15 protein-coding genes are annotated in these 14771 nt (G+C 71.2%); 11 read left to right on the top strand and 4 right to left on the bottom strand.

Translation table 11 applies throughout. The features are described from left to right. Positions 1 to 134 precede the first annotated feature (134 nt). Positions 135 to 692 (top strand): GNAT family N-acetyltransferase, encoded by a 558-nt coding sequence (locus tag AB0903_RS15005; protein ID WP_366702735.1) that lies wholly within the window; start codon positions 135 to 137, stop codon positions 690 to 692. Between the two features lie 154 nt (positions 693 to 846). On the opposite strand, the gene AB0903_RS15000 is transcribed toward AB0903_RS15005, so the two are convergent. Then, positions 847 to 1530, bottom strand: a complete 684-nt coding sequence (locus AB0903_RS15000) for a glycerophosphodiester phosphodiesterase family protein (protein WP_366702733.1) — start codon at positions 1528 to 1530, stop codon at positions 847 to 849. A gap of 384 nt (positions 1531 to 1914) precedes the next feature. Between AB0903_RS15000 and AB0903_RS14995 the strand changes: the two genes are divergently transcribed. From AB0903_RS14995 to AB0903_RS14980, 4 genes are all read left to right on the top strand, one after another. Continuing rightward, positions 1915 to 3312 (top strand): DUF6421 family protein, encoded by a 1398-nt coding sequence (locus AB0903_RS14995; RefSeq protein WP_366702731.1) that lies wholly within the window; start codon positions 1915 to 1917, stop codon positions 3310 to 3312. Between the two features lie 26 nt (positions 3313 to 3338). Next, on the top strand, positions 3339 to 4094 hold the full coding sequence (locus AB0903_RS14990) for an SDR family NAD(P)-dependent oxidoreductase (protein ID WP_366702729.1): 756 nt from the start codon (positions 3339 to 3341) through the stop codon (positions 4092 to 4094). Next, positions 4091 to 5152 carry a low specificity L-threonine aldolase gene (locus AB0903_RS14985; protein WP_366702845.1) on the top strand — a complete coding sequence of 354 codons (1062 nt, stop codon included), beginning with the start codon at positions 4091 to 4093 and terminating at the stop codon, positions 5150 to 5152. The genes AB0903_RS14990 and AB0903_RS14985 overlap by 4 nt, the downstream gene beginning before the upstream one ends. A 242-nt stretch (positions 5153 to 5394) precedes the next feature. Beyond that, entirely contained in the window at positions 5395 to 6087 is a 693-nt protein-coding gene (locus AB0903_RS14980) for a phenylalanine--tRNA ligase beta subunit-related protein (protein WP_366702727.1), read from the top strand. Positions 6088 to 6090: 3 nt separating this feature from the next. Here AB0903_RS14980 and AB0903_RS14975 read toward each other — a convergent pair whose 3' ends face one another. Next, positions 6091 to 6813, bottom strand: coding sequence for a lysophospholipid acyltransferase family protein (locus AB0903_RS14975; protein WP_366702725.1), 723 nt, complete (start codon positions 6811 to 6813; stop codon positions 6091 to 6093). A 323-nt stretch (positions 6814 to 7136) separates the two neighbouring features. Here AB0903_RS14975 and AB0903_RS14970 point away from each other — a divergent pair, with 323 nt between their 5' ends. The 5 genes from AB0903_RS14970 (at position 7137) to AB0903_RS14950 (ending at position 11608) form a co-directional block, all read left to right on the top strand. Beyond that, positions 7137 to 7442: a thioredoxin family protein gene (locus tag AB0903_RS14970; RefSeq protein ID WP_366702843.1), complete on the top strand. Its 306-nt coding sequence runs from the start codon at positions 7137 to 7139 to the stop codon at positions 7440 to 7442. 196 nt (positions 7443 to 7638) lie between these two features. Next, positions 7639 to 8145 (top strand): flavin reductase family protein, encoded by a 507-nt coding sequence (locus AB0903_RS14965; protein WP_366702723.1) that lies wholly within the window; start codon positions 7639 to 7641, stop codon positions 8143 to 8145. A 196-nt stretch (positions 8146 to 8341) separates the two neighbouring features. Then, positions 8342 to 9127: an electron transfer flavoprotein subunit beta/FixA family protein gene (locus AB0903_RS14960; protein ID WP_366702721.1), complete on the top strand. Its 786-nt coding sequence runs from the start codon at positions 8342 to 8344 to the stop codon at positions 9125 to 9127. A gap of 56 nt (positions 9128 to 9183) precedes the next feature. Continuing rightward, the gene (locus tag AB0903_RS14955) at positions 9184 to 10146 is read left to right on the top strand and encodes an electron transfer flavoprotein subunit alpha/FixB family protein (protein WP_366702719.1); all 963 of its coding nucleotides are present in this window, start codon (positions 9184 to 9186) and stop codon (positions 10144 to 10146) included. A gap of 172 nt (positions 10147 to 10318) precedes the next feature. Next, positions 10319 to 11608, top strand: coding sequence for an aldolase/citrate lyase family protein (locus tag AB0903_RS14950; protein ID WP_366702717.1), 1290 nt, complete (start codon positions 10319 to 10321; stop codon positions 11606 to 11608). Between the two features lie 185 nt (positions 11609 to 11793). On the opposite strand, the gene AB0903_RS14945 is transcribed toward AB0903_RS14950, so the two are convergent. Together AB0903_RS14945 and AB0903_RS14940 are read right to left on the bottom strand one after the other, a co-directional pair. Continuing rightward, entirely contained in the window at positions 11794 to 12207 is a 414-nt protein-coding gene (locus AB0903_RS14945; RefSeq protein WP_366702715.1) for a hypothetical protein, read from the bottom strand. Between the two features lie 257 nt (positions 12208 to 12464). Then, entirely contained in the window at positions 12465 to 13445 is a 981-nt protein-coding gene (locus tag AB0903_RS14940; RefSeq protein ID WP_366702713.1) for a LacI family DNA-binding transcriptional regulator, read from the bottom strand. Positions 13446 to 13671: 226 nt separating this feature from the next. Here AB0903_RS14940 and AB0903_RS14935 point away from each other — a divergent pair, with 226 nt between their 5' ends. Continuing rightward, positions 13672 to 14631, top strand: coding sequence for an ROK family protein (locus AB0903_RS14935; RefSeq protein WP_366702711.1), 960 nt, complete (start codon positions 13672 to 13674; stop codon positions 14629 to 14631). Positions 14632 to 14771 lie beyond the last annotated feature (140 nt).

The raw sequence follows: 14771 nt of genomic DNA, 5'->3' as shown, positions 1-14771 counted from the left end.
CTCGTACGCGAGCGCACGGGAGTGCCGGGGGAGCGCGGGGAGGCGCGGGCAGGCCGGCCCGGTCCGCGCGAAGCGTCCCTCGGCGGGCGCGTTAGTCTCTGGGGCGACGGCCCCGTGGAACGGAGAACCTTCCGATGGACATCGCCCCGCCCCAGGACTCCGGCGAGATGACGCTGACCTACCGTGACGCGGCGGAGTGCGACGTCGAGGTGCTCGTGGCGCTGATCGAGTCGGCGTACCGCGGCGATTCGAGCCGCGGAGGCTGGACCACCGAGGCGGACATCCTCGAAGGGCAGCGCACGGATCCGCAGGGCGTCCTCGAGGTCATCTCCGCCCCCGGAAGCCGGCTGATGGCCGTTGAACGGGACGGCGAGGTGGTCGCCTGCTGCCAGCTCGAGCACCGCGGTGACGCCGCCTACTTCGGCATGTTCGCGGTGCGCCCCGGACTCCAGGGCGCGGGCCTCGGCCGCCGGATCATCGCGGAGGCGGAGCGCAGTGTCCGCGAGACGTGGGGTGTGACCCGGATGCACATGACGGTCATCTCCGTGCGCCAGGACCTGATCGCCTGGTACGAGCGCCGCGGGTACCGCCGTACGGGCCGGATGACTCCGTTCCCGTACGGCGACGAGCGTTTCGGCATCCCGCAGCGCGAGGATCTCGCCTTCGAGCTGCTGGTGAAGGATCTCGTCTGAGGGCCGTCTCCACCGGAGGTTCCTCCCGGTCGCCGGGGACGGCGGCGGTCGTCAGGCCGTGGGGCGTGCCGGGGACGGCGGCCGGTGCGGCGGCGGTCGTCAGGCCGTGGGGCGTGGGGCGTGCCGGGGACGGCGGCCGGTGCGGCGGCGGTCGTCAGGCCGTGAAGCGCCCCGTGCGCCGGATCTCGGGGTAGTCGGTGGTCGCGCCGTCGAGTGCGAGTGCGCGTACCAGTCGCAGATGGTCCTGCGTGTTGACCACCCAGCCGATCACTCCCAGGCCCTTCGCGTGCGCGTGCTCCACGGTCTCCAGCGTCAGTCTGCGGATGTTCAGCGCCAGGGAGTGGGCGCCCACGGCCTTCGCCCGGTCCACGATGTCGGTCCCCCAGCGGCTGGCGATCAGCACCGTACGCACACCCGGCACCAGGGCCGAGATCTCGGCGATCGCGTCGTCATGGAAGGACGACACCTCGACGCGCGGCACCAGGTCGCGCCTGCGCATCACCTCGGCCAGTGCGCGTGCCGCCGCCACGTCCTTGATCTCCGCCTGGAGCGGGGACCGCACCGCGTCGAGGACCTCCTCGAACACCGGCACCCGCTCACCGCCGCCCGCGTCGAGCTGGCGCAGTTCGGCGAGCGTCATCTCGGCGATCGCGCCTTTGCCGTCGGTCGTACGGTCCACGTCGGCGTCGTGCATGACGGCGAGCGCGCCGTCCTTGCTCAGATGCAGATCGAGTTCGATGGCGTCCATGCCGGACTGCTCGGCGCGGACGAATGAACGCAGGGTGTTCTCCGGCTCGACGCCCATGACCCCGCGATGACCGATGGTGAGGAAAGTCAAGATTCTCTCGCTTCCGTCGACGGCGGCTCCCACGGGCGCAGTCTCGGCACCCGGCGGTAACGAGGCAGCCTAACGGCCGCTCGGGAGGAGGGAACCGCTTGCGGGCGGGGTGTCCTGAAGCCGTGCTTCGAGGCGGTCCCCGGTCTCGGGCCGTGCGACGGTCCGCCGCGTCACCTGCGGGTGGGCGTGTCTTCGCAGCCGTTGACGCCGCCACACCGGCGAGTGGGGCGAAGGTGTCGAAGCAGCCGCACCAGGTGCCCTGCGCCGCAAAAACTGCGGCGGCATGGGGGTTGCGCAGGAGGATTTATCAAGCTGTCACTTGTGGTGGAGAACCAGGCATGGATACGGTGTCAGGACGCGAGGTTCTCCCGTGGAGGAAGTGACATGACGGAAATTCTTGTGCAGGACATGGCCGCAGGGGACATATCCAGCGCCGACCGAGTGGTCGACCACCCAAGCTGGCCCCTGCTCAAGAGCGCCGTCGAAGAGATCCGCCCCTGGCAGTCCAAGGACGGCTCGATCGACTTCGAGGCGGAAGGCGCACCCGACCGCTCCGCGGCCGAGGCCGCGGTGGACCGGGTGATCGCCGCGGTCCAGGACCTCTCCCCGCTGCTCCCGCACGACGCGGCCTACCACCGGGCGCTCACCGCCGACCTGCGCAAGTGGGCCGACGCCGGCTTCGAGGTGCCCGACTTCCTGGACTCGCTGCTCGCCTTCCAGCCTGCTGCCGACCGTGCGGACGGACTGCAGCACCTGGCCGTCTTCCCCATGTACACGCAGAACGGGAACCCGGACCGCAACCTGGAGGCGGTCGTCCTCAAGATGGTGTGGCCCGAGTGGCTTGCCGAGCTCGAGCGCACCCGGTACGACAACCCGCTCTTCTGCGGCATCACCTTCGAGGACTTCACCGCCGGGTACGACACCCACTCCGCGGTGCTCTTCCCCGAGACCATCGCCGTGCGTGAAGCCCCCGAGCGCTTCTCCTGGGGCGGCATCTTCTGCGACCGCGAGGCCGCCCGCTTCCGCGCCGTCACGGAGGAGGCCGTAAGCGTCCTCGGGCTCGAGCTGCCCGACGACATTCGCGAGATGGTCGCCGACCAGCAGCGCTGCGAGCAGGCGTTCGTCCTCTGGGACATGGTCCACGACCGCACCCACAGCCATGGCGACCTGCCCTTCGACCCGTTCATGATCAAGCAGCGTCAGCCGTTCTGGATGTACGGCCTCGAAGAGCTGCGCTGCGACCTCACCGCCTTCAAGGAGGCCGTGAAGCTGGATGCCGAGGGCAACCCGCACGGCCGCGACGTGCAGTACGCGGTGCTCTTCGACCGGATGTTCCGCTTCCCCGTCTCCGGCGACCGGGTCCGCAACTACGACGGCCTCGGCGGACAGCTGCTCTTCGCGTACCTGCACAAGCACGACGTGGTCCGCTGGACCGACAACACCCTGAAGATCGACTGGGACCGTGCCCCGCAGGTCACCAACCAGCTCTGCGGCGAGATCGAGAAGCTCTACCGCGACGGCATCGACCGCCCCAAGCTGGTCCACTGGTTCGCCGCGTACGACTTCGTCTCCACCTACCTCGCCCCGCACCCGGGGTCGCGCTGGGCCAAGGGCCCCGACGCCCTCGACCTGACCCAGCCGCCGCGCAAACTCGTGGACGATGTGCTTCCGGACGAGTTTCCGCTGAGCATGTTCTATGAGGCGCTCTCCAAGAAGCTGAAGAACGTGATCGCCTCCACCAAGGGGATCACCGCCGCTTCCGCTCCCGGAGCTGCCGCGTGAGCTCTCGCATCCAGGAGGCTACGACCATGAACAGCAACGGCAGCGGCGTCCTGGAGGGCGCAGTGATCGCGGTGGCCGGCGCGGCCGGCCCGGCCGGCCGGGCCACCCTGCTCAGGCTGGCGGAGGCGGGTGCCGTCGTGGTCGCCTCCGACGCGGACCCGCAGCGGCTCGCCGAGGCCGTGGACGCGGCCCGGTACGCGCACGGCGGGGCCACGGTCACCGGCGACACCGTCGACCTGCTCAATCTGGGCGCCGCCCGTGAGTGGGCCGACAAGACGGAGAAGGAGTTCGGCCGGATCGACGGACTGGTCCACCTGGTGGGCGGCTGGCGTGGCAGCCCCTCCTTCGCCGAGACCAATCCCGCCGACTGGGAGCTGCTGGAGAAGCTGCTGATCCGTACCGTCCAGCACACCTCGCTGGCCTTCTACGAAGGTCTGCAGCGCAGCGACAAGGGCCGGTACCTGCTGATCAGCGCGGCCGGCGCCAGCAAGCCGACCGCGGGCAACGCCGCGTACTCCGCCTCGAAGGCCGCCGCGGAGGCATGGACGCTCGCGCTCGCCGACGCCTTCCGCAAGGCGGGGGGCGAGCAGGGCCCGACGAGTGCGGCTGCCATCCTGGTCGTCAAGGCACTGGTGCACGACGCGATGCGCGCCGAGCGCCCGAATGCGAAGTTCGCGGGCTTCACCGACGTGACGGAACTGGCCGAGGCCATCGCCGGAGTCTGGGACCGGCCCGCCCCGGAAGTGAATGGACAGCGTCTGTGGCTGACCCCCAAACCGTGAAGACCGACGCCCGGCGCCACCACGACCCGTCCGTGCGCGGGTTCGCCAGCGACAACTACGCAGGAGCCCACCCGGAGGTCCTTGCCGCGCTCGCCCTCGCCAACGGCGGCCACCAGGTCGCCTACGGCGAGGACGAGTACACCGACCACCTCCAGCGCCTCATGCACAGCCACTTCGGCCCCACGGCCGAGGCGTTCCCGGTCTTCAACGGAACCGGCGCCAACGTGACCGCGCTGCAGGCGCTCACCGACCGCTGGGGCGCCGTGATCTGCGCGGAGACGGCGCACATCAACGTCGACGAGGGCGGCGCACCGGAGCGGATGGGCGGGCTGAAGCTGCTCACCGTGCCGACGCCGGACGGCAAGCTCACCCCCGAGCTCATCGACCGGCAGGCGTACGGCTGGGACGACGAGCACCGGGCCATGCCGCAGGTCGTGTCGATCACCCAGAACACCGAACTGGGCACCGTGTACACCGTGGACGAGGTCCGTGCCATCACCGAGCACGCGCACGCCCGCGGTATGAAGGTCCACCTGGACGGAGCGCGGATAGCCAACGCCGCGGCGTCGCTGAACGTCCCCATGCGGGCCTTCACCAACGCCGCCGGCGTGGATGTCATCACCTTCGGCGGCACCAAGAACGGCATGCTCTTCGGCGAGGCGGTCGTGGTCCTGAACGCGGACGCGGTCAGCCACATGAAGCATCTGCGCAAGCTGTCCATGCAGCTCGCGTCCAAGATGCGTTTCGTCTCCGTGCAACTGGAGGCGCTGCTCGCCAAGGATCTGTGGCTGCGCAACGCCCGCCACTCCAACACGATGGCCCAGAGGCTCGCGGACGGTGTGCGCACGGTCGACGGAGTGGAGATCCTGTATCCCGTGCAGGCGAACGCCGTCTTCGCCCGGCTGCCCCACGACGTGAGCGAGCGGCTGCAGAAGCGCTTCCGGTTCTACTTCTGGGACGAAGCGGCCGGCGACGTGCGCTGGATGTGCTCGTTCGACACGACGGAGGAGGATGTGGACTCCTTCGTGCAGGCGCTCAAAGAGGAGATGGCGCGCTAGCGCCTCCACCCCCTCGTACGCGCGTGCGGCCGACCGGGGAGTCATCGACTCGCGGTCGGCCGCATGCGTCTGTCCTGTCCCGACCGGCGACGGCGAGACGTGGAGTCCACTGCAGTGGACTGTCCGGTACTCTGTGATGCACTGGACCGTATGGTGACGGGGCCGCCCCTCCATGCTCCCGGCCACACGCACCCGCGGAAGACGCTCCCGACCGCACTCCGATCAGTTCGAGGCAACAGGCGATGACTCCTCAGCTCACCGTGTCCGACGAGGTCCGAGCCCTCGCGCCCGGCTTCAGCCATCTCGCCGTAGAGGCGCACGGGCTGGTCAACGGCCCCAGCAACCAGGACAGTTCCGCGCTCCTCGACGACGCCGCCCGCCGGCTCGCGACCCGCCTCGGCGGACGAGCACCACACGAGGACCCCCATCTGGCCGCCTGGCGCGAGGCGTACACCGCCTTCGGTGCCAAGCCGTCCCGTACCCGCAACTCGGCGGAAGCGCTCGCCAGGCGTGCGCTCGCCGACGGCGGGCTGCCCCGGATCAACGTCCTGGTCGATCTCTACAACGCGGTCAGCGTGGCGCATCTGATCCCCGTCGGCGGCGAGGACACCGACCGCATCAAGGGCGGAATGCGGCTGGTACGGGCCACGGGAGAGGAGCCGTTCGCCACCATGGCGGGCGGCGAGGAGGCCGTCGAGCACCCGGAGGCCGGCGAGGTCGTCTGGCGCGACGACGAAGGCGTCACCTGCCGGCGCTGGAACTGGCGACAGGGTGTGCGCACCCGGCTGACCGAGGCGTCGGTGAACGCCCTGTTCCTGCTCGAGGCCATGGGGCCGACGGCGAACGGCGAACTCGGGGCGGCAGCCGCCGAACTCGCCGAAACGCTGGAGAAGCTGAGCCCCGGGGCCCGGATCACCGTCCACGCCCCGGGGTAGAGGCTAGTACGCCTCGCGCACCTCGGCCGGCGTGGGTGCCGTGCCGCCGAGGTGGGCGGGCACCCACCAGGTGTCCGCCGCATCCTTGGGGCGCACCGGATAGGCCCGCTGCGCCGCCTCCAGCAGCTCCTGCACCCTCCCGCGCAGCCGCCGGGTGATCGCTCCGGCGAACTGGTCGGCGGGCGCCTCGACGGGCTCGCCGACCCGGATCGTCACCGGGATGTGGGAGCGCCTGAAGTTGCGCGGCCGGCCCTTGGTCCACAGCCGCTGCGTGCCCCACAGCGCCATCGGGACTAGGGGCACCCCTGCCTCCTGCGCGAGGCGTGCCGCACCCGACTTGAACGACTTCAGCGTGAACGACTGGGAGATCGTCGCTTCGGGGAAGACACCGATGATCTCGCCCGCGCGCAGCGCGTCAAGGGCGTGCGCGTATGCCGCCTCGCCCTGCTTGCGGTCCACCGGGATGTGCTTCATGCCCCGCATCAGCGGACCGGAGATCTTGTGGCGGAAGACGGAGTCCTTGGCCATGAACCGGACCAGGCGCTTCTGCGGCAGCGCGCCGAGCCCGGTGAAGATGAAGTCCAGGTAGCTGATGTGGTTACTGACCAGCACGGCTCCACCGGTACGCGGAATGTTCTCCGCCCCCTGAGTGTCGATCTTCAGGTCGAGCGCCTTGAACATGGTGAGAGCGGCGCCGATGACCGGCCGATAGACGAGTTCTGCCATGGGGGGAGGGCCCTTTCCTCTGCCCGGGGAGGGGTTCTCCCGGTGGAAGTTACGCAGCCGTAGGTTTTCGGCTTTGGGCCGATCGTGCCCCATGGGCGCCGTGCTGACCAGCCCTGGAGGGGTGCGGGCGCGAGATTCTCGTCACGTCCGGTGCGGGAACTTGGCGCCGCACCCGCCGGGGGGAATCCCTGCCGGGCCGTGAACGCTGCACGTCAGGGAAGTGGACCGGGAGGGGGGAGCATACTCGCGGGACGCGGGACGGGGCCGGGACTGCACGAGGAGAGGACATCACGGTGCGCGCACATGACGCCCACGACGCGCGGATGCGGCTCGGCGAGCCGGATCTGGGCACGGCGCTCGGCGAGCGGGCCACTCTGGTCCAGTTCTCCACCGCGTTCTGCCGGCCCTGCCGGGCCACGCGGCGGACGCTCGCCGATGTCGCGTCCATGGTCGAGGGCATCGCCCATGTCGAGATCGACGCGGAGGAGCGTCTGGCCCTCGTACGCCGGCTCGGCATCGTCAGGACCCCCACCGTGCTGGTGCTCGACGCCGGCGGCCGGATCGTCACCAGAGCCTCCGGCGCGCCGCGCAAGGCCGACGTGATCGCCGCCCTGGGCCGGGCGGTGTGATGCCCGTGACCCTGGTCGCACCTCTCGAGGCGCACTTGACTGTGCACGCCAAGTATCGACAGGCTGATCTCCGTGCCTCAAGAACTCCTTCTCCACGGGCGGGTCCATGTCGACCTCGCCCGTAACGCGAGCGCGCGCTGTCCGGCTGCCCGTGCAGCCGCAGCCGCCTAGTTCGCAGACCCAGAAGGACATCCCGATGACGGCCTCGCCCGACCTCGCCACCGCCCGCTCCGCCTCGCCCGACCTCCTGCGCTCCGTGTTCCGGCAGCATGCCGCGGGGGTCGCGGTGATCACCGCGACGGGCTCCCGTCCGGTCGGATTCACCGCCACCTCGCTCACCTCCGTCGCCGCACAGCCGCCGCTGATCTCCTTCGGGGTGGGAACCGGATCCTCCAGCTGGCCGGTCCTCGCGGAGGCCGAGCACGTCGGTGTCCACATCCTCGGCGAGCACCAGCAGGAACTGGCGGCCACGTTCGCGCGGAGCGGCGCGGACCGCTTCGCCGCACCCACCGGCTGGCACCCGGGCCCGGAGGGTGTCCCGGTGCTCGACGGCGTGGTGGCCTGGATGGTGTGCCGTGTCGTGGCCAGGGTGCCCGCGGGGGATCACCGGCTGGTGATCGCCGAGGTCGTGGCGGGTGATCCGGCGGGCGGCGGCCGACCGCTCGTGTACCACCAGGGGCGCTTCACCGCTCTGCGTGACTGACCTGTGGCGGGGTGGTCGGCACGCCGTTGTCAAGGTCACAGTTCAAAGCGCTTGCTTAGCGGGAACACACTCGATGTACTGACGAGTAATATTTCGTTCGGAGCGCGGCCCGCCCCGACCGGGATCCGCCCCATCGGACGCCTATGCTGCGTTCAACAAGGCAGTCCAGTAGAGACGATGCAGTAGGAGAGCCGGCGTGAGCCTGAGGATCGTTGTCTGTGTGAAGTACGTGCCCGACGCCACCGGCGACCGGCACTTCGCCGATGACCTGACCGTCGACCGCGACGACGTCGACGGCCTGCTGTCGGAGCTGGATGAGTACGCGGTCGAGCAGGCGCTGCAGATCGCGGACGAGGCCGACGACGCGGAGGTCACCGTGCTGACCGTCGGTCCCGAGGATGCCAAGGACGCGCTGCGCAAGGCGCTGTCGATGGGTGCCGACAAGGCCGTCCACGTCGAGGACGACGACCTGCACGGCACCGACGTCATGGGCACCTCCCTGGTGCTCGCCAAGGCGATCGAGAAGACCGGTTACGACCTGGTCATCGCCGGTATGGCCTCCACCGACGGCACCATGGGTGTGCTGCCGGCGATGCTGGCCGAGCGTCTGGGTGTCCCGCAGGTCACGCTGCTGTCCGAGGTCTCCGTCGAGGACGGCACGGTCAAGGGCCGTCGCGACGGCGACACCGCGAGCGAGCAGCTCGAGGCGTCGCTGCCGGCCGTCGTGTCCGTGACCGACCAGTCGGGCGAGGCCCGCTACCCGTCCTTCAAGGGCATCATGGCCGCCAAGAAGAAGCCGGTGGAGTCCCTGGACCTCGAGGACCTGGAGATCGAGGCGGACGAGGTCGGCCTCGAGGGCGCCTGGACCAAGGTCGACTCGGCCGCGGAACGGCCGGCCCGTACCGCCGGCACGATCGTCAAGGACGAGGGCGAGGGCGGCAAGCAGCTCGCGGAGTTCCTCGCGAGCCAGAAGTTCGTCTAAGGCTTCGGCCACCCACCGCCCCCTTCGTACTTTGCAAGCAGGAGAGAAGAAGTCCCATGGCTGAAGTTCTCGTCTACGTCGACCACGTGGACGGTGCCGTCCGCAAGCCCACCCTGGAGCTGCTGACGCTGGCCCGCCGCATCGGCGAGCCCGTCGCCGTCGCGCTCGGCTCCGGCGCCTCCGACACGGCTGCCGCGCTCGCCGAGCACGGCGCGGTGAAGGTGCTCACCGCCGACGCCCCCGAGTTCGCCGATTACCTCGTCGTCCCCAAGGTCGACGCGCTGCAGGCCGCGTACGAGGCTGTTTCCCCGGCCGCCGTGCTCGTGCCGTCCTCCGCGGAGGGCAAGGAGATCGCGGCCCGTCTGGCGGTCCGGATCGGCTCGGGCATCATCACCGACGCCGTCGACCTCGAGGCCGGCGACGAGGGCCCGGTCGCGACGCAGTCCGCGTTCGCCGCCTCCTTCACCACCAAGTCCCGTGTCTCCAAGGGCACCCCGGTCATCACGGTCAAGCCGAACTCGGCCGCCGTGGAGGCCGCCCCGGCCGCCGGTGCGGTCGAGGCGCTGTCGGTGTCGTTCTCCGAGAAGGCGACCGGCACCAAGGTCGTCTCGCGCACCCCGCGCGAGTCGACCGGCCGCCCGGAGCTGACCGAGGCCGCGATCGTCGTCTCCGGTGGCCGTGGCGTCAACGGCGCGGAGAACTTCGCGATCATCGAGGCGCTCGCCGACTCCCTCGGCGGCGCCGTGGGTGCCTCGCGTGCCGCGGTCGACGCCGGCTGGTACCCGCACACCAACCAGGTCGGCCAGACCGGCAAGTCGGTCTCCCCGCAGCTGTACATCGCCTCCGGCATCTCCGGCGCGATCCAGCACCGCGCGGGCATGCAGACGTCGAAGACCATCGTGGCCATCAACAAGGACGCAGAGGCCCCGATCTTCGACCTCGTCGACTACGGCGTGGTCGGCGACCTCTTCGAGGTCGTCCCGCAGCTGACCGAAGAGGTCAAGGCCCGCAAGGGCTGATCTGCGGTTCTTCACGGCCCGGGGCCGCGCGGTGATCTTCACCGCGCGGCCCCGGCCCGTTCCGGGGACCATTGACGTGACTCGGCACGGGCCGTTAATTTCATTCAACAGAATGTTGATTCCGCTGGACGGAAAACAACAGATGCCGCGAAGTTGACGGAGGGTGTGGGACATGGGTCAGCAGGAGAAGGTGGCGACGAGCCTCGCCGGTGCGGTCAGCGAGGGCATCAGCGCCTCCCTCGCGCCGGTGGACGCCGAGCTCGCCCGCCGGTACCCGGGAGACCCCGGCACCCGCCAGCCCGTCCACACCGTGTACGTACCGGGCGACGCCTTCGCCGCCGACACCATCCGCTCCTGGGGCGACCAGGCGCTCGCCGCACTCGACGAGCACGCTCCCGACGCCGACTCCCTCGCCCGTGTCCTCGGCCTGGCCGACGAGCTCGCGGAGCCCGTGTACACACGGGTCCGGGCCAAGCTCGAGCGCGAGCCGGTCGAGGACCTGCGGATCGACTTCGAGGACGGCTACGGCGGGGCCGACGAGGACGCCGACGCCGCCCGCGCCGCCCGCCTCGTCCTCGAGGCGTACGAACAGGGCACCGCCGCCCCGTACACGGGGATCCGGATGAAGTGCATGGAGGCCGCCGTACGCGACCGGGGCATCCGCACGCTCGACGTCTTCCTCACCGGCCTGATGGAGCACGGCGGCCTGCCCGACGGCCTCGTCCTGACCCTGCCCAAGGTCACCTACCCGGAGCAGGTCACCGCGATGGTGCGACTGGCCGAGGAGTTCGAGAAGGCCCGTGGTCTGGAACCCGGCCGCATCGGCTTCGAGATCCAGATCGAGACCAGCCAGTCCATCCTCGCCCCCGACGGCACCGCCACCGTCGCCCGCATGATCGACGCGGCGGAGGGACGGGCCACCGGCCTCCACTACGGCACCTTCGACTACAGCGCCTGCCTCGGCGTCAGCGCCGCCCACCAGGCCAGTGACCACCCCGCCGCCGACCATGCCAAGGCCGTCATGCAGGTCGCCGCCGCCGGCACCGGAGTACGCGTGTCCGACGGCTCCACCAACGTGCTGCCCGTCGGCACCACCGAGAACGTCCACGACGCCTGGCGCCTCCACTACGGCCTCACCCGCCGAGCCCTGGCCCGCGCCTACTACCAGGGCTGGGACATGCACCCCGGCCACCTGCCCACTCGGTACGCCGCCGTCTTCGCCTTCTACCGCGAGGGCTTCGAGCAGGCCGCCGCCCGTCTCGCCGCCTACGCGGGCCACGTCGGCGGCGACGTCATGGACGAGCCCGCCACCGCCAAGGCGCTCAGCTCCTACCTGCTGCGCGGCATCGACTGCGGCGCCCTGGACTCGGCCGAGGTCGCCCGCCTCACCGGCCTCACCCGAGCCGACCTCGACGGCTTCGCCCGGCCCCGGCGCGGCGGCCTCACCGCCACGGCCGGATGAGCGTCCACTGCCGAGCACTTCGCCCCGCCTGACGGCAGGCGGGGCGAAGTGGCAGGGCCCGTATCAGCCGGCGGCGGCTTCGGTTCCAGCGCCCCTCCCGGCAAGCTTTGCCCGGTCGCGCAAACACTGCCGGTCGTGCCGCTGGCCGTCCGCGCGGCGCGGCGGTCCGTCCGCCTGATCCGGTGTCAGCACCGTTCGGAAACGCCGCCGGTGCTGTCGCCGCTGAGGGCGATGGCGGTCACGTATCCGTTCCGCTTCGGCCACGGCCGGTCGATCAGGACCCACTTGCTGCTGGTGTAGCCCTCGAGCGAAACGGTCTGGCCGTAGGTCCAGCAGATCGCGCTGTAGGTGTAGCCCGGGCTGATGAAGCTGAGGATCTCGCTGCTCGTGTTCGGCGAGGCGCGGACGTTCACCCGCAGCCACGCGTGCGCCTGGGTGTTCCGCACCACCGGGGGTGCGGCGGAGGTCGCGGGTTCCAAGGCCGCGGCGGGTCCGGACGACGGGGCCTCGGCGGCCTGGGCACCGGCCGTACCGAGGCCCGGGCTGAGCAGCATGGCCGCCCCGAGAGTAGCGACGGCAGTTTTCGCGGTCTTGTGCATGAAAGTGTTCCTCTCATGATCGCTTAACCGACGACAGCAACCCTCATATCGGGGTGCGGTGGCGGGCCACAGGACTTTCGGTCACTGTGCGACAGCACACGGACCCGCGGCGTGTTCCGGTCGGGAGGGATGGCGCGGAGGCCCGGCGCGGGGCCCGGACCACCGCCCTCTCGCTTCCCGGAAGCGACCTCCCTCGCAGCCCGATCGGCGACGGGGCCGGTTTCCTTCCCACCCCTCGCCTGGGGCCGGCTCCCTTCTCAGCCCGACGGCGGGATCTCCCCCGAGCCGCGCGGAATCAGCACCGTCTTCAGCGCCACCTGGGCCGGCTCGTCGTTCGCCCCGTCCAGCCGACGGAACAACCGCTCCGCCGCCGTGCGGCCGAGCGTCGCCGCGTCCTGGGCTATGACGGTGATACCGAGCAGGTCCGCGAGCTCGATGTCGTCGAAGCCGACGAGCGCGACGCGCCGGGCGTGGCCGGCCAGGACCCGTACCGCCGTCACCGTCACACGGTTGTTCCCCGCGAAGATCGCGGTGACCGGTTCCGGCCCCGACAGCACGCCCCCCACGGCCTCCTGGACCCGCTCGGGGGCCGTCGGGCCGAGGGCCACCCAGGAGTCGTCGACCTCGAGCCCGGCATCCGCCATGGCCGCCCGGTAGCCGCGCAGCCGCTCCACGGCGGTGTGGATGCGCGGCTGGTCGCCGATGAACGCGATACGGCGGTGGCCGTGTGCGATCAGATGCGCCACGCCGGCCCGGGCACCGCCGAAGCTGTCGGAGAGCACCACGTCCGCGTCGATCCGGCCGGGCGGGCGGTCGACGAAGACGGTGGCGACGCCCGCCTTGATCTCCGGCTCCAGATAGCGGTGGTCGGTCCCGGCGGGGATCACGATCAGGCCGTCCACCCGGCGGGCGCACAGGGCGAGCGCCAATTCCTGCTCCCGGTCCGGGTCCTCGGCGCTGGAGCCGTTGATGAGCAGCGCCCCGTGCGCCCGGGCGACCTCCTCGACCGCGCGGCTCAGCGGACCGTAGAACGGGTCGGCGAGGTCTTCCAGTACGAGGCCGATGGAGGCGGTGCGGCCCTTGCGCAGCACCCGGGCGCTGTCGTTGCGGCGGAAGCCGAGGGACTCGATCGCCTCCTGCACCCGTCGTTCGGTGTCGGGCGTGACGCCCGCCTCGCCGTTGACGACCCGCGACACCGTCTTCAGCCCGACTCCGGCCCGCGCCGCGACGTCCTTCATCGTGGGCCGGTTCCCGTAGCGGGGCTCGGGGCCGCGGGGGCGGCCGGGAGGCGTCGGGGGACGGGGTGAATCGGCCACAGTGCGCAGTCCTGTCATGGTGTCGGCGGTCGTGTTCCTCGTATCGGTACCGTGTGGCGTCGAGCATAGGCCCTGGACAACGTTGTCAGGGCAATGGAGACTGTTATCGAAACCGCAGGTCCGACAGCTCCCGGGGGATCCCGTACCGATGCATAACAGCCTCGTCGCCGCTCTCGACATCGGTGGCACCAAGATCGCCGGCGCGTTGGTGGACGGCAACGGCGCGATTCTTCACCGCGCCCAGCGCCCCACACCGGCTCATGACGACGGCGACACGGTGATGCACGCGGCCGAGAACGTCCTCGCCGAGCTGATGTCCTCCCCGCTGTGGGCGCGGGCCACCGCCCTCGGCATCGGCAGCGCGGGCCCCGTCGACGCGTCCACCGGTACGGTCAGCCCCGTCAACGTGCCGGGCTGGCGGGGCTTTCCGCTCGTCGACCGGGTGTCGAGGGCCGTCGGCGGACTGCCGGTCACCCTCGTCGGCGACGGCGTCGCCATGACCGCGGCGGAACACTGGCTGGGCGCCGCCCGAGGCCACGACAACGCACTGTGCATGGTCGTGTCCACCGGCGTCGGCGGCGGCCTGGTCCTGGGGGGCAGGCCGCACGCCGGACCGACGGGCAACGCCGGCCACATCGGGCACATCAGCGTGGACCTGGACGGCGACCTGTGCCCGTGCGGCGGCCGGGGCTGCCTGGAGCGCATCGCCAGCGGGCCGAACATCGCCCGCCGTGCACTGGAGAACGGGTGGCGGCCCGGCCCCTCCGGCGACACCTCTGCCGCGGCCGTGGCCGTGGCCGCGCGCGCGGGCGACCCGGTCGCGACCGCCTCGTACGAGCGAGCGGCGCAGGCCCTCGCCGCGGGGATCGCCGCCACGGCGACGCTCGTCGAGATCGAGATCGCCGTCATCGGCGGGGGAGTGGCCGGGGCGGGAGAGGTCCTGTTCGCCCCCCTGCGGCGTGCCCTGCGCGACTACGCGACGCTCTCCTTCGTCCGCCGGCTCACCGTCGCACCCGCGATGACCGGTACGGACGCGGGACTGGTGGGCGCGGCCGCCGCGGCGAGGCTCGGCCACGGCGAGACGCCGGTCCCGGCGGGCCGAGGCTGACGCCGGGGGCGTGGCGCGCGCCCAGACCGGGGCGCGCGCCTCGCCTGGGCCTGCGCCGGCATCCAGCCGGGCCCTGCGTCGGCGTTCCTGTGGAGCCGGACCGGAGCGTGCCCTTGGGGGCAGGGGCAGGGGCAGGCACG

This window comes from Streptomyces sp. NPDC048389 (assembly GCF_040706335.1).
Taxonomy (GTDB): domain Bacteria; phylum Actinomycetota; class Actinomycetes; order Streptomycetales; family Streptomycetaceae; genus Streptomyces.
Note: the sequence above shows the minus strand (reverse complement) of the source record. Positions and strands in the feature narration are given on the sequence as shown.

Bases quoted from the DNA above. Each gene is read 5' to 3' on its own strand.
- AB0903_RS15005 (WP_366702735.1), top strand. From the start codon at position 135: ATGGACATCGCCCCGCCCCAGGACTCCGGCGAGATGACGCTGACCTAC.
- AB0903_RS14995 (WP_366702731.1), top strand. From the start codon at position 1,915: ATGACGGAAATTCTTGTGCAGGACATGGCCGCAGGGGACATATCCAGC.
- AB0903_RS14990 (WP_366702729.1), top strand. From the start codon at position 3,339: ATGAACAGCAACGGCAGCGGCGTCCTGGAGGGCGCAGTGATCGCGGTG.
- AB0903_RS14980 (WP_366702727.1), top strand. From the start codon at position 5,395: ATGACTCCTCAGCTCACCGTGTCCGACGAGGTCCGAGCCCTCGCGCCC.
- AB0903_RS14975 (WP_366702725.1), bottom strand. From the start codon at position 6,813: ATGGCAGAACTCGTCTATCGGCCGGTCATCGGCGCCGCTCTCACCATG.
- AB0903_RS14970 (WP_366702843.1), top strand. From the start codon at position 7,137: ATGCGGCTCGGCGAGCCGGATCTGGGCACGGCGCTCGGCGAGCGGGCC.
- AB0903_RS14965 (WP_366702723.1), top strand. From the start codon at position 7,639: ATGACGGCCTCGCCCGACCTCGCCACCGCCCGCTCCGCCTCGCCCGAC.
- AB0903_RS14955 (WP_366702719.1), top strand. From the start codon at position 9,184: ATGGCTGAAGTTCTCGTCTACGTCGACCACGTGGACGGTGCCGTCCGC.
- AB0903_RS14950 (WP_366702717.1), top strand. From the start codon at position 10,319: ATGGGTCAGCAGGAGAAGGTGGCGACGAGCCTCGCCGGTGCGGTCAGC.
- AB0903_RS14945 (WP_366702715.1), bottom strand. From the start codon at position 12,207: ATGCACAAGACCGCGAAAACTGCCGTCGCTACTCTCGGGGCGGCCATG.
- AB0903_RS14940 (WP_366702713.1), bottom strand. From the start codon at position 13,445: ATGAAGGACGTCGCGGCGCGGGCCGGAGTCGGGCTGAAGACGGTGTCG.
- AB0903_RS14935 (WP_366702711.1), top strand. From the start codon at position 13,672: ATGCATAACAGCCTCGTCGCCGCTCTCGACATCGGTGGCACCAAGATC.